The 26,981-nt window shown below is 41.6% G+C and carries 31 protein-coding genes; 20 read left to right on the forward strand and 11 right to left on the reverse strand.

Features of this window, described 5'->3' with window-relative positions; all coding sequences use genetic code 11:
- Nucleotides 1-100 precede the first annotated feature (100 nt).
- From AC1DIV_RS09400 to AC1DIV_RS09420, 5 genes are all read left to right on the forward strand, one after another.
- Entirely contained in the window at nt 101-946 is an 846-nt protein-coding gene (locus AC1DIV_RS09400) for a DUF72 domain-containing protein (protein WP_340878040.1), read from the forward strand.
- Nucleotides 947-1,029: 83 nt separating this feature from the next.
- Nucleotides 1,030-1,857 carry a sulfite exporter TauE/SafE family protein gene (locus tag AC1DIV_RS09405; protein WP_340878039.1) on the forward strand — a complete coding sequence of 276 codons (828 nt, stop codon included), beginning with the start codon at nt 1,030-1,032 and terminating at the stop codon, nt 1,855-1,857.
- Between the two features lie 16 nt (nt 1,858-1,873).
- Nucleotides 1,874-3,259, forward strand: a complete 1,386-nt coding sequence (locus AC1DIV_RS09410) for a bifunctional metallophosphatase/5'-nucleotidase (protein WP_340878038.1) — start codon at nt 1,874-1,876, stop codon at nt 3,257-3,259.
- Between the two features lie 61 nt (nt 3,260-3,320).
- A complete protein-coding gene (locus AC1DIV_RS09415; protein WP_034310161.1) occupies nt 3,321-3,623 on the forward strand; it encodes a YunC family protein in 303 nt (100 codons plus the stop codon).
- A 177-nt stretch (nt 3,624-3,800) separates the two neighbouring features.
- Complete coding sequence (locus tag AC1DIV_RS09420) at nt 3,801-4,898, forward strand: HD-GYP domain-containing protein (protein ID WP_340878037.1); 1,098 nt, start codon at nt 3,801-3,803, stop codon at nt 4,896-4,898.
- A 22-nt stretch (nt 4,899-4,920) separates the two neighbouring features.
- Here the strand turns inward: AC1DIV_RS09420 and yunB are convergent, their stop codons facing one another.
- Entirely contained in the window at nt 4,921-5,670 is a 750-nt protein-coding gene (gene yunB, locus AC1DIV_RS09425) for a sporulation protein YunB (RefSeq protein ID WP_048688241.1), read from the reverse strand.
- 89 nt (nt 5,671-5,759) lie between these two features.
- Nucleotides 5,760-6,743, reverse strand: coding sequence for a M23 family metallopeptidase (locus tag AC1DIV_RS09430; protein ID WP_048688244.1), 984 nt, complete (start codon nt 6,741-6,743; stop codon nt 5,760-5,762).
- Between the two features lie 187 nt (nt 6,744-6,930).
- Between AC1DIV_RS09430 and lipA the strand changes: the two genes are divergently transcribed.
- The gene (gene lipA / locus AC1DIV_RS09435; RefSeq protein WP_048688246.1) at nt 6,931-7,845 is read left to right on the forward strand and encodes a lipoyl synthase; all 915 of its coding nucleotides are present in this window, start codon (nt 6,931-6,933) and stop codon (nt 7,843-7,845) included.
- 39 nt (nt 7,846-7,884) lie between these two features.
- Here the strand turns inward: lipA and AC1DIV_RS09440 are convergent, their stop codons facing one another.
- Nucleotides 7,885-8,547 (reverse strand): YhcN/YlaJ family sporulation lipoprotein, encoded by a 663-nt coding sequence (locus AC1DIV_RS09440; RefSeq protein WP_340878036.1) that lies wholly within the window; start codon nt 8,545-8,547, stop codon nt 7,885-7,887.
- A gap of 113 nt (nt 8,548-8,660) precedes the next feature.
- Here AC1DIV_RS09440 and AC1DIV_RS09445 point away from each other — a divergent pair, with 113 nt between their 5' ends.
- Nucleotides 8,661-8,936, forward strand: a complete 276-nt coding sequence (locus AC1DIV_RS09445) for a YutD family protein (protein WP_034310177.1) — start codon at nt 8,661-8,663, stop codon at nt 8,934-8,936.
- Nucleotides 8,937-8,966: 30 nt separating this feature from the next.
- Here AC1DIV_RS09445 and AC1DIV_RS09450 read toward each other — a convergent pair whose 3' ends face one another.
- Together AC1DIV_RS09450 and AC1DIV_RS09455 are read right to left on the reverse strand one after the other, a co-directional pair.
- Nucleotides 8,967-9,254, reverse strand: a complete 288-nt coding sequence (locus AC1DIV_RS09450) for a cytosolic protein (protein WP_134782572.1) — start codon at nt 9,252-9,254, stop codon at nt 8,967-8,969.
- A 70-nt stretch (nt 9,255-9,324) separates the two neighbouring features.
- Nucleotides 9,325-9,591, reverse strand: a complete 267-nt coding sequence (locus tag AC1DIV_RS09455) for a DUF3055 domain-containing protein (RefSeq protein ID WP_340878034.1) — start codon at nt 9,589-9,591, stop codon at nt 9,325-9,327.
- Between the two features lie 346 nt (nt 9,592-9,937).
- On the opposite strand from AC1DIV_RS09455, the gene AC1DIV_RS09460 reads away from it, so the two are divergent.
- Nucleotides 9,938-10,375: a DUF86 domain-containing protein gene (locus AC1DIV_RS09460; RefSeq protein WP_048688255.1), complete on the forward strand. Its 438-nt coding sequence runs from the start codon at nt 9,938-9,940 to the stop codon at nt 10,373-10,375.
- 24 nt (nt 10,376-10,399) lie between these two features.
- Nucleotides 10,400-11,167, forward strand: a complete 768-nt coding sequence (locus AC1DIV_RS09465) for a TIGR01457 family HAD-type hydrolase (RefSeq protein WP_048688258.1) — start codon at nt 10,400-10,402, stop codon at nt 11,165-11,167.
- Nucleotides 11,168-11,228: 61 nt separating this feature from the next.
- Here AC1DIV_RS09465 and AC1DIV_RS09470 read toward each other — a convergent pair whose 3' ends face one another.
- Entirely contained in the window at nt 11,229-11,726 is a 498-nt protein-coding gene (locus AC1DIV_RS09470) for a phosphatidylglycerophosphatase A family protein (RefSeq protein WP_034311650.1), read from the reverse strand.
- Nucleotides 11,727-11,932: 206 nt separating this feature from the next.
- Here AC1DIV_RS09470 and yutH point away from each other — a divergent pair, with 206 nt between their 5' ends.
- The 5 genes from yutH (at nt 11,933) to thrB (ending at nt 17,441) form a co-directional block, all read left to right on the forward strand.
- Nucleotides 11,933-12,934, forward strand: a complete 1,002-nt coding sequence (yutH, locus tag AC1DIV_RS09475) for a spore coat putative kinase YutH (protein WP_063595838.1) — start codon at nt 11,933-11,935, stop codon at nt 12,932-12,934.
- Nucleotides 12,935-13,039: 105 nt separating this feature from the next.
- Nucleotides 13,040-13,954, forward strand: a complete 915-nt coding sequence (locus AC1DIV_RS09480) for a L,D-transpeptidase family protein (protein ID WP_340878032.1) — start codon at nt 13,040-13,042, stop codon at nt 13,952-13,954.
- Between the two features lie 189 nt (nt 13,955-14,143).
- A complete protein-coding gene (locus AC1DIV_RS09485; RefSeq protein ID WP_034310194.1) occupies nt 14,144-15,442 on the forward strand; it encodes a homoserine dehydrogenase in 1,299 nt (432 codons plus the stop codon).
- The gene (gene thrC / locus AC1DIV_RS09490) at nt 15,439-16,500 is read left to right on the forward strand and encodes a threonine synthase (protein ID WP_323596182.1); all 1,062 of its coding nucleotides are present in this window, start codon (nt 15,439-15,441) and stop codon (nt 16,498-16,500) included. The genes AC1DIV_RS09485 and thrC overlap by 4 nt, the downstream gene beginning before the upstream one ends.
- On the forward strand, nt 16,497-17,441 hold the full coding sequence (thrB, locus tag AC1DIV_RS09495; RefSeq protein ID WP_323596180.1) for a homoserine kinase: 945 nt from the start codon (nt 16,497-16,499) through the stop codon (nt 17,439-17,441). Before thrC ends, thrB begins: the two co-directional genes overlap by 4 nt.
- Nucleotides 17,442-17,636: 195 nt before the next feature.
- Here the strand turns inward: thrB and AC1DIV_RS09500 are convergent, their stop codons facing one another.
- Entirely contained in the window at nt 17,637-17,873 is a 237-nt protein-coding gene (locus AC1DIV_RS09500) for a NifU family protein (RefSeq protein ID WP_034310199.1), read from the reverse strand.
- Between the two features lie 164 nt (nt 17,874-18,037).
- Between AC1DIV_RS09500 and AC1DIV_RS09505 the strand changes: the two genes are divergently transcribed.
- Nucleotides 18,038-18,367, forward strand: a complete 330-nt coding sequence (locus tag AC1DIV_RS09505) for a YuzD family protein (RefSeq protein WP_034310202.1) — start codon at nt 18,038-18,040, stop codon at nt 18,365-18,367.
- A 72-nt stretch (nt 18,368-18,439) separates the two neighbouring features.
- Here the strand turns inward: AC1DIV_RS09505 and AC1DIV_RS09510 are convergent, their stop codons facing one another.
- Nucleotides 18,440-19,507, reverse strand: a complete 1,068-nt coding sequence (locus tag AC1DIV_RS09510; RefSeq protein WP_048687320.1) for an NAD(P)/FAD-dependent oxidoreductase — start codon at nt 19,505-19,507, stop codon at nt 18,440-18,442.
- 288 nt (nt 19,508-19,795) lie between these two features.
- Here AC1DIV_RS09510 and AC1DIV_RS09515 point away from each other — a divergent pair, with 288 nt between their 5' ends.
- On the forward strand, nt 19,796-20,032 hold the full coding sequence (locus AC1DIV_RS09515) for a YuzB family protein (protein WP_034310204.1): 237 nt from the start codon (nt 19,796-19,798) through the stop codon (nt 20,030-20,032).
- 49 nt (nt 20,033-20,081) lie between these two features.
- Here AC1DIV_RS09515 and AC1DIV_RS09520 read toward each other — a convergent pair whose 3' ends face one another.
- Complete coding sequence (locus AC1DIV_RS09520) at nt 20,082-20,828, reverse strand: DUF2225 domain-containing protein (RefSeq protein ID WP_340878030.1); 747 nt, start codon at nt 20,826-20,828, stop codon at nt 20,082-20,084.
- A 173-nt stretch (nt 20,829-21,001) separates the two neighbouring features.
- Here AC1DIV_RS09520 and AC1DIV_RS09525 point away from each other — a divergent pair, with 173 nt between their 5' ends.
- The 3 genes from AC1DIV_RS09525 (at nt 21,002) to AC1DIV_RS09535 (ending at nt 23,859) form a co-directional block, all read left to right on the forward strand.
- Nucleotides 21,002-21,364, forward strand: coding sequence for a HesB/IscA family protein (locus AC1DIV_RS09525; RefSeq protein WP_063574759.1), 363 nt, complete (start codon nt 21,002-21,004; stop codon nt 21,362-21,364).
- Nucleotides 21,365-21,521: 157 nt separating this feature from the next.
- Nucleotides 21,522-22,571: a tyrosine-type recombinase/integrase gene (locus AC1DIV_RS09530; RefSeq protein ID WP_340878027.1), complete on the forward strand. Its 1,050-nt coding sequence runs from the start codon at nt 21,522-21,524 to the stop codon at nt 22,569-22,571.
- A gap of 169 nt (nt 22,572-22,740) precedes the next feature.
- Complete coding sequence (locus AC1DIV_RS09535; RefSeq protein ID WP_477576204.1) at nt 22,741-23,859, forward strand: hypothetical protein; 1,119 nt, start codon at nt 22,741-22,743, stop codon at nt 23,857-23,859.
- A 112-nt stretch (nt 23,860-23,971) separates the two neighbouring features.
- Here the strand turns inward: AC1DIV_RS09535 and AC1DIV_RS09540 are convergent, their stop codons facing one another.
- Both AC1DIV_RS09540 and AC1DIV_RS09545 read right to left on the reverse strand, forming a co-directional pair.
- A complete protein-coding gene (locus AC1DIV_RS09540; RefSeq protein ID WP_477576206.1) occupies nt 23,972-24,892 on the reverse strand; it encodes a hypothetical protein in 921 nt (306 codons plus the stop codon).
- 217 nt (nt 24,893-25,109) lie between these two features.
- On the reverse strand, nt 25,110-25,340 hold the full coding sequence (locus tag AC1DIV_RS09545; RefSeq protein ID WP_477576208.1) for a hypothetical protein: 231 nt from the start codon (nt 25,338-25,340) through the stop codon (nt 25,110-25,112).
- Between the two features lie 778 nt (nt 25,341-26,118).
- On the opposite strand from AC1DIV_RS09545, the gene AC1DIV_RS09550 reads away from it, so the two are divergent.
- Nucleotides 26,119-26,727: a recombinase family protein gene (locus tag AC1DIV_RS09550; protein ID WP_477576209.1), complete on the forward strand. Its 609-nt coding sequence runs from the start codon at nt 26,119-26,121 to the stop codon at nt 26,725-26,727.
- Nucleotides 26,728-26,981 lie beyond the last annotated feature (254 nt).

Consider the following 26,981-nt stretch of genomic DNA (forward strand, 5'->3'; position numbering starts at 1 on the left):
CACACCCTTATACGAAAGATTAGATATGGCTCAATAAGGGTAAAAAATAATAAAGGAAGAAGTCAGGAAATGGTCCTGTCCCAAAGGAGTGATGATGCAGATGATTTATGTTGGTGTGACCGGTTGGGGTGATCATGATAGTTTATATGGCGGTGTGTCCCAACGTGATAAACTCAAAGAGTACGGGGCTCATTTTCCCATTGTGGAGGTGGATGCCTCATTCTATGCAGTCCAGCCAAAGAGGAACAGTGAAAAGTGGGTATCCGAGACGCCAGCATCCTTCCAGTTTGTCGTTAAAGCCTACCAAGGGATGACAGGACATCAACGTGGGGAAATCCCATTTGAAAGTAAGAAGGAGATGTTCAAGGCGTTTTGCGACTCACTGGAAGCATATCGGAAGTCCGGCAAGCTCGCGATGGTCTTATTTCAGTTTCCGCCATGGTTTGATTGTAAACGTGAAAATGTGAATTACCTGCGATGGTGCAAAGCTGAAATGGGCGATATCCCAGTTGCCATAGAGTTCCGGAATCAAAGCTGGTACAGGCCCAACGTAGTCCAGCAAACTTTGGATTTTATCGAAAAGGAAGGCTGGATCCATACTGTATGCGATGAGCCGCAGGCTGGAGAGGGATCCATTCCTGTCGTTCTGCATGCCACCGATAAAGATAAAACCCTGGTGCGCTTTCATGGCCGTAACCTGCATGGTTGGCAAAGGCCTGCTTCGGGGGATAATTGGCGTGAGGTCAGGTACCTATATCGATATAATCATCAGGAATTGACTGAATGGGTGGAGAAAATCAGGATATTGGAAAAGGAATCCAAGGAGTTATATGTCCTGTTCAATAATAACTCAGGCGGGGATGCCGCTGATAATGCCAAACAAATGATTGAGTTGCTTGGTATAGAATATGAAGGGCTGGCTCCTAAGCAGCTTGGTTTGTTTTAAGAGGAATTATATAATGAATAATGAAATGATGTGACAAGCTAGTAGAGGTATATCCTCACAAACAGGTAAAGGCGGATTTTTTCATGGTATGGTTAGTATTAGTGGGTATTGGATTATTAGCGGGATCAATCGGCGCTCTTGTCGGTCTGGGCGGGGGCATCATCATCGTGCCTTCCCTTTTATATTTAGGTACATCTACAAATATTATCGATGAGCTGACTCCACAGGTCGCCGTTGGTGTTTCAACCGTAATCATGATTTTTACCGGCTTATCTTCCACTCTATCTTATTTAAAACATAAGGTGGTGGATTATAAGGCCGGCTTAATCTTTTTTATTGGCAGTGCACCTGGTGGAATAATGGGGGCCTATGTGAATAAAAACCTTAACGCCGAAGCTTTTTCATTGTACTTTGGAATTTTCATGGTTTTCATGGCCATCGTGTTATTAGTGAAAAATCGTTTGAAGCCCATGCTTTTCAAGCCTGGAAAAGGGAAAATAGTGAAAACGTATAAAACCGAAAATGGACATTTATTTTCCTATGGTTACCACCCCCTGTTAGCTGTATTGATTTCTTTTGTCGTGGGATTCAGCTCCGGGTTATTTGGAATTGGCGGCGGAGCCTTAATGGTACCCGTCATGATGCTTCTTTTCTTCTTCCCTCCGCATATGGCTGTAGCGACTTCGATGTTCATGGTATTTCTATCTTCCATCACTAATTCGATTACGCATATTTCCCTTGGAAATGTAAATTGGCCATATGCTTTTGCCCTGATTCCGGGTGCGTGGTTCGGTGCTAAAATGGGTGCATTCATAAATACGCGCCTAAAGAGTGCGTCGCTGGAAAATATGTTGAAAATAGTGCTGATAATCATTGGTTTACGTCTTATATACCAAGGCATTACAGGATAAACGAGGAGGAAAAATGATGTCAGAAATCATTCATTTATATCACACCAATGATCTCCATAGTCATTTTGAGAATTGGCCTCGTATTGATAAGTTTCTTAAAGAAAGAAGACAACTTCATCAAGAAACGGGAGAAGAAGCGATCATATTGGATATAGGCGATCATGTGGACCGCTGGCATCCATATACAGAAGGTACGTTGGGTAAAGGAAATATTGAACTGCTTAATGAAGCGGGCTACCAATATGTGACCATCGGCAATAATGAAGGGATCACTTTACCTCATGATGCGTTGGACTCCTTATATGATCATGCAAGGTTCAAGGTCTTGGCAGCCAATATTTATTACGGTGATAATGAAAGGCCGGAATGGGCGCTTCCATTTTGGATACATACAACGGTAAAAGGCACCAAAATCGCGATGATAGGTTTGACAGCCTTTTTTCAAAAGTTTTATTCTGCGATGGGCTGGGAAATAGCGGAACCATTCATGGAGTTAAAGGCACAGCTCGAAAGGGTCAAAACAGAGGCGGATGTAATCATCATCCTTTCCCACCTGGGCATCCATGATGATGAGAGAATGGCAAGGGACTTTCCGGAGATTGACATTATACTTGGCGCGCATACCCACCACATCCTCCACCAAGGTAAATTGATCAATGACACACTCCTTTGCGGGGCAGGGAAATATGGTTTCTTTGTTGGACAGGTGGAAATGACCGTCAATCAGGAAAAGAAAATTAGCCAGAAGAGAGCCATTCTTTATGATACCAATGACTTTTTGGAATTGGAGAATGAACGGTCATGGATTGAAGAAATATACCAGGCAGGAGGGAAAACGCTAAAACAGGTTGCAGTGGACTTACCGATGGCACTGGATAATGATTGGTTCAAACGAAGTCCTTTGACGGAAATCCTTGGGGAGGCCCTAAGGGAGTGGAGTCAGGCGGATTGTTCCTTTTTGAATGCAGGTCTTCTGCTCGAAGGGCTTCCGAAGGGACCTGTCACAAAAGGGGATATTCACAGAATCTGCCCACATCCGATCAATCCTTGCGTCGTTGAAGTCGATGGGAATGAATTAAAGGAAATCTTAATGCAATCGAGAAATGAAGAGTGGCCTCATATTCCGGTGAAAGGTTTCGGTTTCCGCGGAAAAATCATGGGAGTCATGCATTATGATCAAATTGAATTTAACGAAATGGAGAATGGAATCGTAAAAGGGATCCTTATAAAAGGAGAGAAACTGCAGGCGGATAAGTCCTATAAATTGGCAATACCTGATATGTTCACGTTCGGGCACTTCTTTCCAAGTATCCATCGCTCCAATCGCAAGGAATACTTACTGCCGGAATTCTTACGGGATATCCTTTTATGGAAGCTGAAAAAAATATACACTAATCCCTGATACGAAATCACGGTTTTGCCCTTTTTTTCATAAAGTATGGGGAAGGAAGGGGCGAAACCAATTGATTAACATGATCCCAATAATTCTTGATAATCATACATTCCTAGCCATTTCTGTCCGACTGCCGAAAACGAATTTACTTGCTGTCGCGTCCGAAAAAGGGTATATAATGTGCGGTGCGTTGGATGTTGGACTGCTGAACGATAAATTGAGAGATCGTAAAATCCTTGCAGGGAGGGCCACAGGAGTTAAATCGATTGAAGAGTTATTGGAAGCGCCGCTTGAATCAGTTACCTGGGAGGCTGTGGAAAAGGGCATACATCCAGGAATGATTGGTAAAGAGGCATTAATCAAAATGATTTGAAAAGGCGGGCTTTCTTTCTTCCGGAGGGGGCCTTATTTTTTTATCAAAGTAAATGCTGATATTTTTTCAATAAATATGTTCTAACAGATTCATTTATCAAAATATGTTCCGATAAAGCTTATAAAGGAAAGAATCGGTTTGAATTACAAATATTGAATGGGGAAACGGAGTACAAGTATGAGGCTAGCTATTACAAAGTCCCTAAGTCCTGGTGCAAGGCTCGGTAAAAACATCTATAATGAGCGGGGCCATATCCTATTGTGCGAGGGTCTTACATTAACGCAGAAGATGATCAATCGACTGGTTTCCCTTAATATTCCCTTTGTTTACATTCAAGATTCCAGGACGGATGACATTATTCCGAAGCCCCCAGTTTCCGGGAAACTTAGAAGAGAAGCCATTAATACGATTGAAACCACTTTCCTGGACATGAAAAATAAAATGAACCTGGATGGATCATTCACGATAGAGCAGGCTAACGTCAAATTAACTCAAATAGTCCGGAACATCATGGGCGAGCTGAAAAGGAATAAAGAGCTAATGACTTTATTGGCCGACGTTTATACATACGATGACTATATCTTCACACATTCCTTCAATGTGACCTTATATACCTTGGCGATCGGGTTGGAATTGAATATCAAAAATAAGAACCTCGAAATTCTTGGGCTTGGAGCGATTTTACATGATGTCGGCAAAATGCTCGTGCCTTTGGAAGTCCTCCGGAAACCCGGTAAGCTGACGGAAAAGGAGTTTGAACAAATCCAAAAACATGCCGATTACGGATTTCATCTAATTAAAAATGTTCATACCGTTTCACTTTTAGTTGCGAATTGTGCCTATCAGCATCATGAAAGGTTAGATGGATCTGGATATCCCCGTGGGATAAAAGGGGATGAAATCCATTATTTTGGCAAGATCATTGCTGTTGCCGATGTGTTTGATGCCGTTACTTCCAATCGGGTTTACCGTAAGGCCATGCTGCCGCATCAGGGATTGGAAGTCCTTTATGCCGGAGTCGGGAAAAAGTTCGACAATACGATCATCGAGGCTTTCCGGAGGGCGGTTGCCATTTATCCCAATGGTTTATCCGTCGAATTGAATGATGGGAGGAAAGGGGTAGTATCCTCTCAAAATGAAGGGATAGGAAACCGCCCCATGATAAGGATACTTGAAGAAGATGGCGAGCAGATAAAAGAGCCCTACGAAGTGGACTTGAATAAAAACCTGCATTTGCTCATCATGAAATGTCTCGATATACAAGAACCAGCCTAACCTCAAGGATAAGCTGGTTTTTTCATTCCTTGTTTTCCTTCATGATGGCAGGTGCAACCGAACCATTTCCGTTACTGAAATAACTTGGAACATCACCTTCGATCAGCAGGCTTCCGACGGTCACTTCCTGGCTCACCTTTGTCTCCTTCGTGAAAGAGGGGATGACGATTTGAATATTGACATCAAAGTCCACAATCAATTCATAATAAACATTATTGATGCCTGCGTTTGTCAGTTTTGTCCTCAAATCCGATTCAACATTCCCGATGACTGACATTTTCACTGGGATTTCAGGTCCGTAATTGGAAAGGAGGTTATTCCCGGTTACGACACCAAATGGTATATAATACACCACACTTTTATATTGTTCATCATTTATTTTGGCTGAACCTGTTTTAAAAGGGTTTCCCTGTTTGATGCCAAGCTTCTTTTGAATATCCTTCGTGATGTTAGCCCGCAATTCACTATATATGACTGGATTGAAGCTATAGGAAGAACTGGAGTCATCACCACCCTTGGTGTTGGTGATGATTTTGTTCATGTCAACCTTGGCTATATTCTCATCAACCGATTCATGAATCGTTTCGGTTGCAATCCGTTTGATTTCATATTCCGCTACACTCATGATCACGGGTTCGATCGATTTGTCCACGTACCAAAGAGTCATGATGCTTGATATGATGAACAGGATAAATGAATAGAGAAATACTTTTCGGGTGGGAAGAGGCCCCTTTTTTCGGAATTTCTTCGTTCGAAATCTTTTTCGGAACACGCTTTAGCCCCCTTTACTAATAACTATGCATCAAGTTCAGGGGTTTATGTTCGAATCAAAAAAAAGCAGCGTAAAATTCACGCCGCTCACTATTTCTTTTTGGCCAGATCTTTCCTTTCCCACAATTTTAAATAGGGGTAAGGGTCAAAGCTCCATTCTGTGATTCCGTTGTCTTTGTACATTCCGTAATGAAGGTGAGGAGGGAATTTTCCGGAAGTTCCTGGAGGGCCATAGCCTGTACTGCCGACACCCCCGATGACTTGTCCGGGCTCAACGATTTGTCCGACTTTCAACCCTTTGGCGAAGCCGCTTAAATGGGCAAAGTAATGATAGGTATTATTTAAATCCCGTATCCCGATCCTCCAACCTCCGAATTTATTCCAGCCTTTCATTTCAATGATTCCATAGCTCGTGGAACGAACGGGAAGGCTATAATCCGCAAAAATATCAGTGCCTTCATGGATTCTCCTTCCGCCCCATCCGCGAGCGCTTCCCCATGTATTCAAGTACGTATAATGAGTCCGTACTGGAACCGGGAAGGCTTTTTCATGCAGGTCCAACCGGCCGTATTTCTTATAAATCTCGGCATTGCCGATAATGATGCTGACGGCTTTATCGCGTTTATAATAATCCCACAAGCCGATTCGGATATTATCTTCATCTGCACCATATGCCTGGAGATGCTTCGAAAAAGCATACAATCGATCGGTATCATTAGTGATATCCGCTTTGCCATCACCATTGCCATCCTGGCCCAACCCATCAAAAAATGTGATCGTGAGCGGGTTCACATCGTTTAAGTCAGGATTGAGAGCCCCGCTCCATTTTGAAGGCTCGATGTGGATGCCTATAAAACCCTTTGACGGCTCTAAATCCCTTCGTGCAGCCCTTAGGCTGTGCTCATATTGATCTGCTCCAGCAAGGTAATACCACGGGATTTGGAGGGCAGCCTCCATATTTTTATATAGCGCCATTCTCCCGGCATAAACATCAGGGGCATCGGCAGCATTGGCGACTTGGCCTGGTGCCAAGATAAACAAACAAGTTATCGTTAGAAGGAATAATTTTTTCAACGGGGCAGGCTCCTTTCATGATATTCTCCGTTATTAAAAGACATCAGTCCATCCATCTTTTATAGTTTTGCTGATTTGGCAATAAACATGAAAAATAAATAATGGGAAACCAACTATAACTTGTATAAATGCTTTTTTATTGTTAAAGTAGGGTGTGTTAATTTCTATAGAATGGAGTGGCATTTTCATGTCTTCTACAAATAAAGAAATTCTTCGAAAACCAGATTGGTTGAAAATAAAGCTTAATACTAACGAAAATTACCTCGGTTTAAAAAATATGATGCGCGAGAAAAATCTTCATACTGTCTGTGAAGAGGCAAAATGTCCGAATATTCACGAATGCTGGGCAGTGAGAAGGACGGCTACTTTCATGATTCTAGGTGAAATCTGTACAAGGGCTTGCCGTTTCTGTGCAGTAACAACCGGACGTCCGAATGAATTGGACTGGGCTGAGCCGGAGCGTGTTGCCGATTCCGTTGTTTTGATGAATTTAAAGCATGTCGTCATTACAGCTGTTGCCCGTGATGATTTAAAGGATGGAGGCGCTGAAGTTTTCGCTGAAACGGTCCGTGCCATCCGCCGCAAAAATCCATTTACATCAATTGAAGTATTGCCGTCTGATATGGGCGGGGTGTTTGAAAATATCAAGACTTTGATGGATGCTAAACCGGATATCCTGAACCATAATATAGAGACTGTCAGAAGTTTATCGGACCGTGTACGGGCTCAGGCCAAGTATGATCGTTCATTGGAGCTTCTAAGAAGAGCCAAGGAACTGTATCCGGAAATACCGACAAAGTCCAGTTTAATGGTAGGTCTGGGTGAAACGCGGGAGGAAATCCTTGAGACCATGGATGACCTAAGGGCCAATAATGTGGATATCATGACAATCGGTCAGTATTTGCAGCCGACTAAAAAGCATTTAAAAGTGCTGAAATACTACACGCCTGAAGAATTTGCCGAACTGAAAGAACGTGCATTGGAAAAAGGATTCAGCCATTGTGAATCAGGTCCGCTTGTCCGTTCATCCTACCATGCGGATGAACAGGTTAATGCTGCGGCAAAACATAAGCAAAACAAAGGTGAAGAATTATTGAAATAGAGTGAAATAAAGGACCGAAAAAATTCGGTCCTTTTGTATTCAACGGTTATCCATTTTTTGATGGATGTTATCATGATGATCTCTTTTATCGTTGACCATTTCACCGTTTTCATTTTCTTCGCCACTCATTTTGTATCCTTGAGGCGACTTCAGCATTCTCTTGATGGTTTGTTCAATCGTATAGTCAATCCCTCTGCTGCCGGATTTCACTGTAGCGAAATTCTCGACATCCTGGGCAAGGTTTTGATAATCATCACTGACATAGACATGATAGTAGCGAGGCACGACGGACATGGCAGTACGTTTAACCTGGTCTGCGGTTTCCGTCCGATCCTTTGCATTGGTATCATATACGACAAGCACTTCCTCATCAGTAACGAGGGTAGCGGCATCATTGACATTTGGAATCTGAACACTCAGTTTAGAAATGACATCAGAAAGTTGTTCACGGTCAATTGAAGCAGCTTTGTTTGAAATGTTACGGCCGTCAATGGTTGCACTATTTGTGCGTGTAAAACCGAAATCATCACTTTTATTGTCATTATTACGATAATCCTCATCATAATATTGAGTTGGATTATTTACGTTTGTTGGGTTACCGGCATTGTTTTTTGCACCTAGCCCCTTGTCTTCTTCTTTATCAGCACATCCGGTTAGTGCAATAATCGTGCTTAAACCTATCGTTATTATCGTTTTTTTCATCAATAACACCCCCATAACTTTAGGATGAACATATTTCTCTATTTTTCGCTTAGTAATTGATGGGGAATCAGTTATAATTTAAAGAAGGAATGTATATATGAGAGGTGAAAACAATGATTAACATCAATAACATGACCTATGAAATAATCGAGGATGAAAGGGAAGGCTATAACGAAGAAGCCTTTAAAGCCAGATACAGCGAGATTTTAACGAAGTATGATTATATAGTGGGGGATTGGGGTTACGGGCAATTGAGGCTGCGTGGATTTTTTGATGATTCCAATCAGAAAGCGACCTTTGATACGAAAATAAGCACGCTTAGTGAATATTTATATGAATACTGTAATTTTGGCTGTCCTTATTTCGTCGTGAAGAAAATAAAGAAATAAAAAGGCCAGAATTCACTCTGGCCTTCCATGTTAAGAGTTACCATATCCTTTATATGGAGGCTGTTCGTCTTTTTCTGAATCATCATGTGTCGGATGAGCCCCAGGATATTGTCGAGGTATACCCTCATGTAACGATTTATTTTCATAATTAAAGGCACTTTGATATCGTTGCCCTTCCTGCCACGGGGTATTTTTATTCTGAACTGGTTCATCTTTTGCTATGGCTGATCCAAAAGGTCCTTCGGGAAATTCTTCAGGAATTAAATAATCCCTCTGTTTTTCGACATTGGAAAAATCGTGGTATTCTTCTTTGTCCAAGATAATCCCCCCTCATGTAATCGATCTTACACTCAGTAGGTTTCCCGTTTAAGCTAAAAAACTTCAGCACTCAGACGATTTCCATTAAAAAGTGACGAAGTTCTTCGGCTTCCGCTTCCGACAAGTGAAAGGCATGCTCAAGATAGCCTTCCTCTTCCAAATCATCAGGCCCAATAATCGCGAATCGGTTACTCTGCATATTTAAAACAAGCTTCTTTCCATAGAAACGATCGGTTGCCGTAATGGCCAGATCGAATCTTGATTCCTCTCCCATGAAGCTAATGAACCGGGTTTTTGAATCAACGACGTCATTGTATAAATAAAAGCGATCTTCCATAGTATCATTCCCTCCGTATCTTCACATTTGTATTTCCATCATAACAAAGTGACTTCAATAGGGGAACAGACATTTTTCGGGGCTACAGGCTGAAGAACATCGCTTCAGCAATAATGGCATTCATCGATTAAATGAAAATGGCAAGAATATAAATGGAATCGGGGAGTGTACGTCTGGAAATGCACCCCCGTAGAAAAGGCAATGTGTGGTTGAAGGAATTGAGAGTAAGGGAGAAGCTATGGTATTATCAAGGAATAAGGTTGGTTCGGCACAGCGTTTTTGACTATGCCGCTCATTCAACCAATGATTCCCTATATCATCTTAGATCAGAAAGGATCTGGAAAAAATGTACTTTGTAGACCGCCAAAAGATTGAACAAATATTAGGTTTTCTTGAAAAGCAGCTTGGACTTTTTGAGGGGCAGGATAATTGGGATGGAGACCATTCGGAACTTATCGCTGAAAGGCTTATACAAACTTCCATCGATTCCGTGTTGGATGTAGGAAATGCGGTAATTGATGGTTTCATTATGCGTGATCCAGGAAGTTATGAGGATATTATCGATATCCTTCAAGATGAAAAAGTGATTTCAGAAGAAAAAGCGATGCAATTCAAAAAGGTTTTGCCATTAAGGAAAATGCTGGTTCAAGACTTCATTGAAGTGGATCACAAAGAACTGCATGCCGTATTTTCGGAAAATATCGAGGCATTCAAGCAATTCCCTGATTTGGTGAGGAACTATTTAACGAATGAATTGGGACCTGTTTCAGCTTTTAAAAACTAGCAGCGTTAGGAAGGCGAATTTCAAATGAAGTCGTATAAAGGATATTTAATTGACTTAGATGGCACCATGTATCGCGGAACGGAACAAATTGCGGAAGCGGCAGGGTTTATTAATGACTTAAGGAAAAGGGACATCCCTTATTTATTCGTCACCAATAATTCATCCCGGACTCCGGCACAGGTAGCGGATAAATTGAGAAGCATCGGCATCTCGACGGAGGATGACCAGGTTTTCACGACAAGCATGGCCACTGCCAATTACATAGCTGAACAAAAGAAAGGTGCATCGGTCTATGTGGTGGGTGAAGAAGGCATCATCGAGGCTCTTAAGGAAAAGGGAATGAAGCTTGTGGAAGAGCATCCCGATTATCTGGTCATGGGCATCGACCGCGGCGTCAATTATGAAAAGTTGTCAAAAGCCTGTCTTGCTGTAAGAAATGGTGCTGTTTTCATTTCGACCAATGGTGATATTGCCATTCCTACCGAGCAAGGCCTTTTGCCGGGGAATGGTTCCTTGACCTCCGTTGTTTCCGTTTCGACCCAAGTACAGCCGATTTTCATTGGCAAGCCAGAATCCGTCATAGTGGAGCAAGCCCTAAGAGTATTGGGGGTTCCTAAAGAAGAGACAATCATGGTTGGAGATAACTATGATACGGATATCCTTGCCGGCATTAATGCTGGGATCGATACACTGCTTGTACATACTGGCGTAACGACAAAAGAACGTTTAAAGCAATATAAGGAGCAGCCTACGCATGTGGTGGACACCCTTGACTTATGGCGCTTTGAATGAAAAAAACCAGGTCTGCGAATGCAGCCCTGGTTTTTTTCATGTCGTGAATATCATTCGTTTACTATTCCGCATTTTCGGTTCTATGGGCAAGCCGGCTTGAAGCGGCAGCGGCAATTGCCCCAACGATATCATCTAAAAAGGTGTTCACCTTACCTGTGCTTTTATCATTTAAATATTTTAAGATACCCGGCTTTTGTTTATCGATGAAACCATAATTGGTAAAGCCGATGGATCCATAAACATTCACAATTGAAAAAGCCAATATTTCATCGACCCCATATAGGCCTTCATCTATTTCAATGATGCTCAGCAGAGGCTCCTCGAGCAGTTTTTTCTCAGCAAGAATATCCAACTGTATGCCGGTAAGGATGGCATTTTGGACCTCGCGTTTTGAAAGGACCCGTTCGACATTGTGAAGGCAGTCGGACATTTGGAGATTTTCATGGTAGCCGGATTGTAAATACATGACAAGCTCAGCGATATCCTCCAATTTCACTCCTCGTTCAATTAGCCATTTCCGAGCCGTTTTTTCAGACATTGATTGTTCAATATTAGCCATTTCATCACCCATTTCTCTATATTTTAAAGGGATAGTTCTAATGCAGGTAGTTTGATTTGATTAAACTGAAAACCTATGGAAGATGTTTTGATTGGAATTTCTAATAAGGTTTCGATAATCATTCAGAAAACGGGTTATTCCACATATATATAAGTATATGATGTCCAATATTTCTATTATATCCATTTGATGAAGGAGGCCATTCCATGATAGAAGAAATCATTTTTAATAATTATGGCATACAGGTGGAGCTTGAAGAAGCCAATGTCAGGTTTCCAAGCTTCCGTTCAGGAAATATGGTGTACAGTATCGTTCCCATTGAAAATATGGAGCAGGAGGAATTAGTGGAACGGTATAAAATGTCTCAACATCTGATTTCACAAGGTGATCGTCACGTATCCGCCTTTGTCCTTGCCAATCATGGAAGTTATGTTTCGGAAGCGGATGAACAATTATTCATCCTTCTCGCCAATCAGGCATTGGAAGGTCCGAGAAATTTCAACCCGGGGAGACGTCTGGCAAGATTCCATCAGCGTGGTCGAACGATTAATGAAACGATTCGAACATGTTCAAGGATCGGTAAATGGAAAGAGCTCTGGGAACAAAGGATCGATCAGTTAGAAAAGATTTGGCGGGATAAGCTCAACGCCCATCCTGATAACCAGTTTGAAAAATTATTTATAGAAACCTTTCCCTATTATATGGTCCTAGGTGAAAATGCGATTCAATATTTAGTCGACACGGAAATAGATGATACCCCGCAAATTGTCGATAGCGGAACGGTATGTTATGAACGTTTTTTACATGATACCTGGAAAAGCAATAAGTGGATGAAAAATCCGTTCGATTGGGTATTCGACCACGGAACCAGGGATGTCGCGGAATGGGTGAGGGAACATTATTTTCAAAATGTGCATACACATCAGCGGGGCATTGGCCATTTCTTTCACGAATATCAGTCCATAGAACCCTTCTCCAGTTTTTCAGCCCGGTTGTTATATTCGAGGATGCTGTTTCCCATTCATTATTTTGAAACGGTGGAAGAGTATTTTTCAAAAACGACGGAATCAAGGTCGAATGAATTGGAGGATAAAATAGCTTCGATCACGAAATCCTCCCAACAATATGAGTCCTTCCTCAAACATTTTTATGAATTGGCAGAGGTCCCTGCCAAGCAATATGATTTGCCTAAAATTGACTGGATTTAGATAAAAACGGGAAAGAAATATGATTCATTCTTACTTACTATGTTATGATGATAACAAGATTTTTTAGAATAATTAGATATTTAATCACTGCGGAAGGATGGGATCATGAAAAGATTGATGATGGCCGCCCTTATAGCCTTTTTAATCATCCAAACGGCGAATCTTGCGAAAGCCGAATCGAAAACAAGTTGCGAATCGACTCAATTCAGGATTGTCATGAAGTCTGAAGCGGATGTGAAAGAAAAGACGTCGGCTGCCAGTAAAACGTTAAAAACGTATAAGAAAAATAAAGAATTATCGGCAAACGGGAGAACTGGAAACTGGTATAAAATCTGTCACGCAAATAAGGCCGCATATATCAATATGGCAGATGTAAAAGAGGTTTTCAGTGCTGATGAAAAAGCTCTTCTGAAGAAATTCGATAGGAGGAAAGGCGTTAACCAAGTTGTATCGGCGACAGGTAAATCGATGAGTGATACGAAGGTCACGATCCAAACTTATGAGAAGAAACAAGGGGAATGGCGCCGTGCATTGAAGAAGATGGAGGGTGTCATTGGGAAGAACGGCTTCACGAAGAGCAAAAAAGAGGGGGATGGGAAATCTCCGGTTGGAATTTATTCCTTTGGTACGGCCTTTGGGAGCGAAACGAAGCCGGCCGGTATGAAAATGAGTTATAAGAAAACGACCAAATATGACTACTGGATTGATGATCAGACATCCAGGGATTATAACAAGTGGAAAACCTATAAAGGAAATCCTTCAGTTAAATGGAAGTCTTTTGAAAGGATGAATCATGAACTCTATAAGTATGGAGCGGTCATCAATTATAATACGGATCCCATCATAAAAGGAAAAGGCAGTGCAATCTTTCTCCATATATGGAGAGGGGGTACAAAACCGACGGCGGGATGTACAGCCACGGCCGAAAGGAATGTCCTCAGTTTACTGAAATGGATGGATCCCATGCTAAAGCCGCATATTGTAATGGGTACAAATGATTCATTGAAGAGCGTTAAGTAATAATCATCAAAATGGTTTTCCCATAAAAAAATTAACGTTACCGGATCTTACTCGTTCAAGGGATGGACGAAAAAATTCGTGCATCCATCTTTTCTAACTATTGATAATTATGTGAATTAAACTTATAATGTCTACTATACAAATACAAATGTTTTCTTCAGGCAAACAGTTTTAAGGGGGAACCAAGATATGAAAGCCATCTCGATCGGTTTATTGGGGTTAGGTACAGTCGGATCAGGAGTCGTACAAATCATTGAAAGCCATCAGGACAAGCTCATGCATCAAGTGGGCTGTTCCATATCCATTAAGAAAATACTTGTGAAAGACACGACGAAGGAGCGGCTTGTCGCGGTCGAAAAAGGAATGTTAACGGACAATCCTGAGGATATCCTTTCGAATCCCGAGATTGATGTTGTAATAGAAGTGATGGGCGGAATCGAAGAAACACGCGGCTATCTAATAGAAGCGATAAAAAATAAAAAGCATATCGTTACGGCCAACAAAGACCTAATGGCTTTACATGGACCGGAACTGTTGGAATTGGCCACCGATAATCAATGTGATTTGTTCTATGAAGCAAGTGTTGCAGGGGGAATTCCGATTTTACGCGGTCTTGTCGATGGGTTATCTTCTGACCGCATCACGAAAATGATGGGAATCGTCAATGGAACGACAAACTTCATTTTAACGAAAATGAGCAAGGAAGGCAGAGCTTATGATGACGTATTGAAGGAAGCCCAGGAGCTGGGATTTGCTGAAGCCGATCCGACAGCCGATGTAGGCGGATTGGATGCGGCCCGTAAAATGGCGATCCTATCAACACTCGGGTTCTCAATGAACATTGGCTTGAATGATGTTGAGGTACAGGGCATTACCGAGATATCCGAAGAGGATTTGAGATATAGCAAGAAGCTTGGTTATACAATGAAATTGATCGGGGTCGCTTCCAGGGCAGGGGATAGGGTCGACGTAAGTGTCCAGCCTGCACTTCTTCCGGAAGCACATCCGTTGGCATCGGTAAATAATGAGTATAATGCTGTATACGTTTATGGGGAAGCCGTAGGGGAAACGATGTTTTACGGACCTGGGGCTGGCAGTCTTCCTACTGCGACTGCAGTCGTTTCGGATATGGTGACGGTCATCAAGAATATGAGGCTGGGCGTAAATGGCCGCAGTGCCGTTGCACCTCAGTACCCGAAACAATTAAAAGATGCCACTGAGATTTTCGCTAAATTCTTCATTCGGTTACATGTTCAGGATGAAGTAGGCGTTTTAGCCAAAATCACGAATTTATTTGCCGAGCACGGGGTAGGATTCGATAAAATCCTTCAATTGCCTCTGGATGAAAAGGAATCTTCCGAAATCGTATTAGTTACGCATACTGCCACAAAGGCTGCATTTGAGCAAATAATACAGAAATTACATGATTACAATATGGTAAGAGAAGTGAAAAGCACATACAGAGTTGAAGGAGAGGACATCAAATGAGCTGGCAAGGACTTATAAGCACGTATAAAGATTTTTTACCCGTCAATGAAAACACGCCTGCACTAACCCTTTTGGAGGGCAATACACCTTTAATCAGACTGAATCGATTATCCGAAGAGTGGGGAATCGACTTACATGTAAAATATGAAGGGGCAAATCCAACTGGGTCCTTTAAGGACCGCGGAATGGTCATGGCCGTCGCCAAAGCGATAGAAGAGGGCAGCGACACGATCATCTGTGCTTCCACAGGGAATACATCAGCAGCTGCAGCAGCTTATGCGGCCCGTGCCAACCTGCGCTGTATCGTCGTCATCCCGGAAGGTAAAATAGCGATGGGCAAGCTTGCCCAAGCCGTTATGTATGGAGCGGAAATCATCTCGATCGAAGGGAACTTCGACCAAGCTTTAAAGATCGTCCGTTCACTTAGTGAGAGTTCACCGATAACTCTTGTGAATTCGGTCAACCCATACCGGATTGAAGGGCAGAAGACAGCTGCTTTTGAAATTTGTGATGCTCTCGGCTCCGCACCGGATATTTTGGCGCTGCCAGTCGGGAATGCAGGGAATATAACGGCTTACTGGAAAGGCTTTAAGGAATATAACGAAGCGAAACAAACGGGCCTTCCTGAAATGAGAGGGTTCGAAGCTGAAGGATCGGCTGCAATTGTCCGGGACAGCATTATTGAAAATCCAGAAACGATTGCAACGGCCATCCGGATTGGAAATCCTGCAAGTTGGAAGTTTGCTGTGGAAGCGGCAAATGAATCCAAAGGCAAAATTGATGAGGTGACAGACGAAGAAATTCTGGAAGCCTATCATTTCCTTGCTAAAAAAGAAGGGGTATTTGCAGAGCCGGCATCATGTGCTTCCATTGCAGGTATCTATAAACAATTAAAAAGCGGTGAAATCAAAAAAGGAAGTAAGATTGTTGCTGTATTGACTGGAAATGGATTGAAGGATCCGAATGTGGCAGTCAATACAAGTACGATTCAACCTACATTGCTGCCTATGGATGAAGAAGTCATTTTAGAACATCTGCAGGGCGTGAAACAGGCATGAGTGCGGAATCAGAGATGTTCTTGATCCGTGTACCAGCAAGTACGGCCAACTTAGGGCCAGGATTCGATTCCATCGGCTTGGCGTTAGGGCTTTACTTGGAAATACACGGATCTTCATCAGATCATTGGGAAGTCGTCCCGCTTTCAGAGGAAATGTCTGTTTTTCCAAGGGATGATCGCAATTATATCGTCCAAATTGCCAAGGAGACGGCGGCTTCCTATGGAAAGGAACTATCCCCATGCCGGCTTTTCGTCTCTAGCGAAATTCCACTGGCGCGGGGGCTTGGAAGCAGTGCCTCTGCCATTGTGGCGGGAATTGAATTGGCGAACATCGTTGGTGAGCTTCATTTATCAAATGAGGAGAAGAATAGGCATGCTTCCCTCTTTGAAGGGCACCCCGATAATGCGGGGGCATCTGTGTATGGCGGATTGGTTGTGGGCCTTCATACGGAGGAAAGGACGGATGTCCTGTCGTTTCCGATCGAGGGAGTTAAGGTGATCGCTGTCATTCCCGATTTTGAATTGCTTACTGAGGATTCAAGAAATGTCCTTCCGAATTCGCTTTCCTATAAAGATGCGATAAGCGGGAGCGCAGCCGCAAATGTAATGCTTGCAGGAGTTCTATCGAAAGATTGGAAACTTGTTGGTGAAATGATGCAAAGTGATCGTTTCCATCAGCCATATCGAGCGGAGTTGGTCCCTCATTTAGCGCTTATAGAAGAAGTTGTCCTTAATGAAGGCGGATTTGGTGCGGCACTAAGCGGAGCGGGTCCAACTGTTTTATGCTTGGCATCTCCAGAAAAAAGTGAAGGTTTGCTTACTGGATTGAAGGATAGATTTCCAGAATTCCTTGTGAAGGAATTGGAAATCGATAATGATGGGAGTTATACGGCAATTCTTTCCGAACAGGAAAAAAAGGAATTGAAGTTTTTGAAATCGTGAGCCGTGTTCATTTGCCGTCCATATAAAAAAGCTGACCCGTGTCAAGCCGTATCAATTCATTTGATAGGGCAAAAGCCGAGTCAGCTTTATTTTTATTACAGCCCGCAAAAAGATTCCGGCCTGCATGAAAAAAGGTTGAACGTGTATAGATGAAGTGATCCTTCATCCATACGCTGATTGTTATTTAAAGGGCTATTAGAAAACTTGTTCAACTTCCACTACACCAGGAACTTCTTCAAGTAGGGCACGCTCAATCCCAGCTTTTAGCGTAATGGTCGAACTAGGACAGCTTCCGCAAGCTCCTAGTAATCGTAATTTTACAATCCCATCTTCTACGTCAACTAGTTCACAGTCACCGCCATCACGAAGAAGAAACGGACGAAGCTTATCTAGGACTTCTTGAACTTGAACTTCCATTGTTTGTTCAGACATTGCAATCGACTCCTTTCCTAATCATATTATAATGCGAAGGTAATAAAAAATCCAACTGTAACTTTGCGGAAATATAATCTATATTATTCTGGTATGATGGAAACAGGTGAAGTTTTAAACATTATTCAAATGAAGCAACTATAATAAACAGAAGGAGGAAGAGTATGGTAAGGAAGGATATTGAGATAGAAGTGTATGGAGCGGAGCAAATTTGCGCGAGTTGTGTGAATCTCCCCTCTTCGAAAGATACCTGCGAGTGGCTTGAAGCCGCTTTAACGAGAAAGTTTCCTGAGCAGCCATTCAAAATATCCTATATAGATATGTATAACCCACCAGAAACATTGAAGCAAAAGAGCTTTGCCGAGAAGATGATCGAGGAAGATTTATTTTATCCACTGGTTCTCATCGAAGGTGAAATCATTGCGGAAGGAAATGTCCGTCTCAAAAAAGTGGTGGAAACTATGGAAAAATATGGATACTCGGTGCGGGTGTGATATATAATGGAAGAAATAAGAAAAACTGACCCATGAATGGGCTGCATGCAGCTCATTGGGCCAGTTTATGAATCAACCGTTATGGTACTTATACATCCAGAGAATGCCTGATTTCATTAGGCGTGCCACTCTGCCGGTGATTGGGCGATTTGCAACAAGACCAAAACCTTGTTTCTTCCCAAGGGAACCTAATGTTCCTTTTAATTTCATGGTAGGGAAGCTTTCCGGAAGTGGTTCATTTGCCCATTTCTTCACAAGGACTTGGACGATTTGCTCAGCTTGGGACTCCGCTAATTGAGCACTAGGTGCATGAGGAAGGCTCGCGCAGTCGCCGACTACAAAGATGCTGTCATCATTAGGAAGGAAATGCTGAGGAGTCAGAACGGCTCTTCCTTGACGGTCTTTTTCAATATCCATATCGCGGATGATCTTGCTTGGCTGAATTCCAGCTGTCCATACGATGACGTCGCTTTGAACGGCTTCGTCGCCATTATAAAGAAGATTTGGTTCAACTTTCGTAATATTTGAATGATGTACGATTTCGATGGTATGTTTATCGAACCATGATTCGACAAAAGTACTTAATCTTTCTGGGAAAGCAGATAGAATATGCGGTCCACGGTCAAATAGCTTAACGTTTAAATCTGAACGGCTTTCAATCAATTCACTTGCAAGCTCAACACCGCTCAGTCCGCCACCAACGATAGAAACGGTTGCACCGGCACCTAAATTATTCAAAGCTGAATATGTGCGGCGTGATTTATCGATTGTTTGGATACTGTAAGTGTGTATGTCTGCACCAGGAATATCGTGGTATTTATCTTCGCAGCCAAGGCCAATGACTAAATCATCATAAACGACAGGATCTTGATTTTCTATAATGACCTGTTTATTTTCCATATCGATGGAAAGTACTTCTCCGTATACGTTCTTCAAGCGAGGATGTTCAGGAAATGCAACACGGATGTGCTGATCTGGAATGGTACCTGCTGCTAAAGCATAATATTCCGTTTTTAAGCAGTGATAAGGATTACGGTCGATAAGCGTGATGCTCACATTTTCAGGAAGCTGATTAGGCAGCAATCTTTGCAACATGCGCATACCACCATACCCGCCACCAAGTATGACTAGATTCTTCATATGATTTTTTCCCCTTTATTTGATCTCTTGAAAAATTTGATTAGCACTTAACTATAGGATTCCCCCAAATGGTCCCCTTAAAAGTTCAATTAAATATATATACCCCAATTTGTAGTAAGAATAAAAAATTAGATAATTTTCTTTTTTTACGTACCCCGACAAAAGTATAACGAATATAAAAGGAAATCACAACCGATATCTTGAAATAGGCTTATTTTTTATGCGTAAATATTGACTGTTAATGGGAAAAGTAATAAGATGGGTTGTTAGTAACTGTGAGGTGAAACAATGTACCCGATTATTGAATTTTGCGTAAGCAATCTAGCCAGTGGGGCTCAGGAGGCTCTGGAAAGATTGGAGCGGGATCCGAATTTGGATATCATAGAATATGGTTGCCTGGGATATTGCGGCAGATGCTCCAGTAACTTATATGCACTTGTAAACGGTGAAGTGGTTTTTGGTGACACAACGGATGAATTGGTAGATAAAATATATAAGTACATTGATGAATTTGAAATGTCTTAATCATCAACGGCGGATAAAGGCTGTTCCTGGAAGGGACAGCCCTTTTTTATCAGTGCTGCAGCAAAGGGTGGGTTGTTTCCTGGGTCCGTTTGAGTTCCTGAAAGCGGTCCCTGGCCATCTGAATGATGGAGGCTTCCCGGGCATTTTTTTGTCTTTCGAACACGAATGAAAAATACTTGATGGCTGCCTTTTCATTGCCTATCCTTCTTGAGATTTCGCCAGCGAGATAAAGGATCCGGGCTTCGGATACCTGGGTGCTGCTGAAGTCCCCTGTTGAATAAGATGCTTCATATTCCTTTAGGGCGAACTTCAAAAATCTTTCTTCTTGTTCCTTGTTTTGTTTGATCCTATATAACCAGGCTATCCGTAAACAGATTCCAGCAAGGATTATATGTTTTTCCTTTTTTAAAGCTCCGCAATAACTCGCCAGCTTGTATGTATTGATCGCGTCTTTAATGGATCTTTCAGTGCTAAAATGATGGGGAACCCACTGGGAGCTGACTTTTTCCAAAATGATTTCCATTGTAGTGGGGGGGAAGTGCCGGGAAAAATCCTCGGAATAAGAAAAGCCGCAGTGAGGGCACACAAAAATATTATAGTAAAGTGGGTTTACGGCTGAATCAGCATGAATGGGACAAAAGTCCGTGTCATATTTAGCAACTTTTACAAAACGTGACCGGACCTTTTTAGTGGTCGACTTTTGTTTGCATAAAAGGCATTCCATGCTTTTGTCATATAGAGGATGTATACTTTCGATGGTGATTACCCCCTTATTGTAATTTAGGATTTGGTTCAACGGATTGGTCCATTATACCTACACCTATTATTATAGACTAATGTTAGTTGGTAAAATAGGTGGGGGAATATGAATTTTTCCAAGCTGGAAAATTGAGCGCGGGAATTTCTTTGGTATATACTATAAAGAGAAATGGTTCTATCTCACATATTCAGAAGAAGGAGGGATTTATTGTGAGTGAAGTTGTTCAAATAACGGAAGCTGCCGCTTTTCAGATAAAAGAAATGATGAAACATAATGGTGAAGAGGGTTCCTTTTTAAGAGTGGCCGTTAAAGGCGGAGGCTGCAGTGGATTATCCTACGGAATGGGCTTTGAACAAGAGCCCGGAGAAAAAGATAGCCAGCTGGAACAGTTTGAAATTAAGATCCTTGTCAATGCCGAGGATGCAGATATATTGAATGGAACGGTAATTGATTATAAACAAACGATGATGGGTGGAGGCTTTACGATTGAAAACCCAAATGCCATCGCTTCATGCGGTTGCGGGTCTTCCTTCAAAACGGCAAAAAACGCCGGCACGCCGGAGAACTGCTAAGTTTAGCTGACGGTCAGTGATCGGTAAGTTAAGCGATGGGGATTACGTATTTACTCTTCGGAGGGTTACGTACTAAACCCCTAGCTAATTCGATATCAACTCATATATTTGACGCTTCTTGACGTATTTAACGATACGTTGGGAGGCGTCTTTTTTTATGTCCGAAGAAAGGAAAATCAAGCAGCGAAGGGCTAAGGTTGCCAAGCGTGCGAACGTCACATCCGATATTCAGCCCATGGCGCTAGAGCCTGCGTGGAACTACTTTATTACCGCAAAGATAGGAGAAGGTATCCGGGATAGGACGCGTGATGATTACTCTAACACTTGGCGTTATTTTACCGGATGGCTTGACGAGGAAAATTACTCCATTAAGTTTGTGCACGAAATAACAACGGATGTTTGTCGGAATTACATCCACTATCTAACAGTTGAAGCTCCGCGATACAAGGGCCATAAATTCATACAAAACGATCATGGGAAGGGCCTTTCATCAGCGACGATTAATATGCGGATTAGAGCGTTAAAGGTGGCGTTCAACTTCTGGTATAAAGAGGAGTTTGTGCGCAAGAATCCGATGGACAATATCCGGTGTCAAAAGATAGACGAAGATAAAATCGAGTCATTTACGGACGAACAAATCGAGGCATTGTTGGGCGCCTGCGATCAAAGAACATATGTAGGGTTTAGGGATTACGTGTATCAGTGGACGCTCCTAGATAGCGCTATGAGGATAAATGAACTACTTTCAATACGACAGGAGGATATCGATTTAAAAACTCGGACTATTACGCTAGCGGCGCGTTTTAACAAGAATAGGCGAGCCCGCATCATTCCTCTGTCCTCTGAAACGCTGAAATTGTTACTCGAATTAATTGATGAGAATAAGGCTCACTTTCCGCAAGCTGAAAAGGTCTTTTTGTCCTGCTACGGTGAGGAAGTGTCGGATACGCAAATGAATAAGCGCTTGAAGTATTACGGAGACATTACCGGGGTTGGTAAGCAGATACGTACGACTGCCCATACTTGGCGACACACGGCAGCACGGAATTACATCCTTAATGGCGGAGATCCTTACACTCTTATGCGACTGCTCGGCCACAGCTCAATAAATATGACACGTCGCTACGTTCAAATGACTGCGGATGATGTCCGAATCAAGCACGACCAGTTCTCGCCAGTTAAGAAATTCCGTACAAAATTACGCTAATAAACATAAAAAGAGCGCCGGATACTGGAATATCTGAACGCCCCGAACTGATAATGATTACTTATAGTTTACTGAAAAAAATTGTCTTTTGCAAGGCTTATTCAGTTATGCCTTTTTTAGGATACTATAATCTCGGGCTGCGCTCTTTTACGAAAAGGGAGCCGAAAACATGTCGAAAATGTTAACAGAAACTATGACCATAAACGAAGTAACAATCGAAGCAGAACACGCAGGAAATATCGCCTATTACAGATCGCTATCAAACTTTACGTCTCTAGAAGCATTCAACGCACATTATCGCAGCTTAACTTATACATATGCGGAACTACTCGAACAGAAACCGTCCTACAAGGCTATTCTAGAGGTTCTATTTAGAAGCGCCCCTCTAACTATCGGAGTCCCTTTTATGAGGCGTGAGATCCTCGCAGAGAAGGCGGGCGTATCCTTACGATCTGTCGCTAACTTCCTAAAGGATGCGAGCGAGCTTTTTGGGATTACAGCACTTAAACAACTTGGTAAAAAAGGCAAACGTTACGGCGGTTATGCGCATCTTGTTTATGTGTTCTCTCCCCTATCGAATTTACGTCAGCATCCATCAAATAAGGTCGCCGAAGAACCTTCCGAAAATGAAGATTGCACAGCGCCTTGCACAGCGTCTTTGCACAGCGTCGACATGCCGGAAACCTTAGAGTCGCAAGCGTTAGAGGCCCCTATTTCGGCTCCGAATCAAGACTCTTTTAAGCAAGTTTCTCCTTCGGAAATAAAAGATATTAAATACAAAGTACAAGACACCGTTGGTAAGCAAATAACAACTATCGAATATATTTCTCCCTTCGATAAAGACATCGATATGCTACTAACCGGATACGGAATACTTGAAAAGATCCAAATCCAAAAAACAATCGAAAAAAGTTTAAAGAAACGTAATCTATTATTTGCTAATGCGAAAATGTCCGTATTGAAAGCGCTAGAAACTTTAGTGTATTTCCAACGACGGGCTAATCGTGGTCTATTCGCATTCAAAAAAAGTATTCATGCATTTCTAACTTATAATCTTAATCTAGCAATCGATGAAGACAAAGAGACACAGGCAAACGACGAGTATGACCGAGCAATGAAAGACGTATACTCTACCTACAACGACTTGGAAAGCGAAAAGCGACTTGAAGACTTCTTTAATCGAATAATACCTCCAATTGACGCAGAAAGTTGTCACCATGTCGACTACATCGGTAGTAACGGGGGAGAAGACTTTTTCGCTGCCTCTTATGCATCCATGTCTATTTAAAGTTTAGGCTCTGTTATATTATGCTGTTAATTTTTCACAAAGAAATAGGCCCTTGTTGAATCATCATTCTCTATTACGCACCTAGCAAGGATAAAATTAAAAGAAATACTGATTATTTATTTCTGCCTTCGTAAATATTTCCAACTACTTCGAAATTTTCTGGTTTATAATCATAACGTACCGGTATACCGTTGCTATGGCTATGATTAATTATCCACGGCCACAATGGGTTGGTAGTGTTTTTTTGTTCTATTAATTCTTCATAATAAAACTTTATTATCTCTTCTGGCACTTCGCATATATCAAAGAAATTTTTTTTGAAATATTTGTGATAAAATTTTGTGTCAGATATGGATTTTTGATGTATTATTTCATTCCTAAATTCTTCAAATTGGAGGAACTGGGCCCAAATCTTTAATTGAGTGATGTTTTTTGTTTTATAGACATTGACTAAAATATTTGATAGTTTCATCTTTAATGTTAGCCATCTCTCGATAGATTGCTTATCGTATGTTTCTATAATCCCTTTGTTGTTTCTTTCGCTAATGTATTCATAATTATTGGGTATACTTAAATTTGAAAATGTTTCTAATGCAGTATATCCAAAAACAATTGCTGTTTGTATAGATTCAATGTATTCGTAGACAATGGTTGATTTATTAATTATTGAGTCCCGTCTACTGATTTCCTTATCATGTTCAAAGTGGTTTACTGAATCTGGATTTATTTTTTCTTTATATATTAATTTAGCTTTTATTAAAGCTTTATTTGCTATAGAAAGTAATAATCCGACGTTATTTGGTGCGAAATATTCTATATTATTTCTCTTGCCATTGATTTTAGTTGATGATTCAATCGTATCAATTTCCTGTAAAACCATAGATGCCGGTTTTTCAGGATTCATATAGCAAATTGGCTTATGAGCTCTTGGATCAAAAGGTTTGTATTCTTCGGGTTTAACTGCCATCACAACAAAATTAGATGGTTTAGAGACTGTATTGTTGTTATTCTTTTTTCCCCTCTTTTTTCCCAATATTATTCCTCCAATTAAACATTTATTTAAAATTATACCATGATACTTTAGTCTGATTACCTAAATATAGTGAAAATTTGTAAAATTAGGCAGTATCTTAATCTTATATTAGCTAGAGAAGCTATTTTTCCAAATAAGTTGCTTATTCATTTTACCTGTGAAACGAGCTAAGTACATGAAAGGCAAAATCACGCCAAAAAGAACGGGTAGTCCCGTCCTAGTTCCGCAGCTCTTTAGCTTGTTCTCGTTCAGATACGATGTATCTTCGAATACGTCTTAGTTCTGTATTACCTAATCGATATTGCTTTCCGCATAGTTTTCCGTCTTTAAAGTATTCGGCCATTATACGGATACGATCTGAGTATGAACGCTTAATACTTTGCATTACCTTTTGATTTTCGGTATAAAAAGCGAAGCTACCTTTTTCTAATTTCCAGTATTCGGACATTATTTCGACCTCCTTTCGCTATCTTGAGCATTTTTCTGTTGCTCTCGGAAAAGTTAGCGTTTAGGAGGTCGTATTTGTTACATATACGGTAATGTTTTAGGAAATACAGGCGATTATAGCTATTCGTTTATCGATGCGAAGGTATTAGTATTCGAAGGGGGTAAAAGAGCTCTACCGTGCTTCTACGAGGGAATCTATTAGTTGTTATAAAACAAAGCTACGAAAAAGGATTTCGCATAAATCCGTGTGAACTTCACAGAAATTCAACATAAATTATCTGTATATACCGAAAACCCTTGCGGGAGTAAGCGTGAGAGCTTCGTAGTTTTAGTAGTGTCAAGTGTTTTTGCTTTACGGTGGTTTACATGCCGAACGGAATCCGGGGGTTTGTATACCCGTTTTTACGCTACTTTCGGTCGGATCCGGAGAGACTACTCTAAACTCACGGGGGTCCGCATTCTAGGCGTGATGTATTGCGAAAGAGATCCGTAGGATTTATCGCATGTAATAAATTCGGAAGTGATCGGGAGGAATACTATCATTTTAAATGACGGTATTGGAAATCCGAATAAAACGTGGCCCATACGCAGACATTCCGCATTATTTTTGAAAGCCCTTTTTTTGTCTATTAAGGTACACTTTTGTAGACGGTCTAAAAACAAGCCTTTTCAATGTCTGTAAAATGTTTATTTAGACTTTTATGGACGTCTATAAAGTATTTGACTTTTATAGACTGTTTTAGTAACCTAACTATAGATAAAGAAAAGGGGCGGTATATATGACTGGAATTAATTTTGGATATGTGAGGGTATCTAGTAAATCGCAAAACTTAGATAGGCAGCTCGACGCATTAAGTCAATACGTTGAGGACGCAAATTACATATACGAGGATAAGCAAAGCGGAAAGGATATGGAACGTAAGGGATATCAAGAAATGAAGAAGGCGATGAGGAAAGGCGATACTCTTTTCATAAAGTCTATTGATCGGTTAGGACGGAATAAGCATCATATCAAAGCTGAGCTCGAATATTTCAAGTCGAAAGATATCCGAGTAAAAATCCTCGATTTACCGACGTCAATGCAAGACGTTCCGGAGGGGCAGGAATGGGTTATTGATATGATTAATAATATTATCATCGAGGTTTACTCGTCTATTGCCGAGCAGGAGCGTCACACGATAAAGACACGGCAGGCAGAGGGCATCGCAGTAGCTCAAAAGAACGGAAAGAAATTCGGTAGACCGACGCTCGAGCTTCCGCATAACTGGACAAGTCTATACAAGCAATGGAAAGCCGGAGAGATTAAGGCGGTAGACTTTATGCGTGAAGTCGATATGAAGAAGGCGACTTTTTATAAGAAGGTCAAAGAATACGAGGATCAAAGATAGGGCGGCAAGATGCGGCTCTTTTTTTACGTCTAAATAAGCCCGTATAGTAAGGGCAGCGTACGGTGACACACGGCCGTATACGTCCATATAGGGCGTTATAGAACATTTCTACATACATATCCCATAAAGAACTAATGCTCCGGCTTCTAGCGACTCGCATACGGCTTATTCGGAGTTCACAGGGCTTTGTATATCGAATGAATAGATGGCTCGGGGTTTTAATAGGGTGGTATAAGACACGGCCATACGGATCC

Source organism: Peribacillus sp. 05N428, from assembly GCF_056397085.1.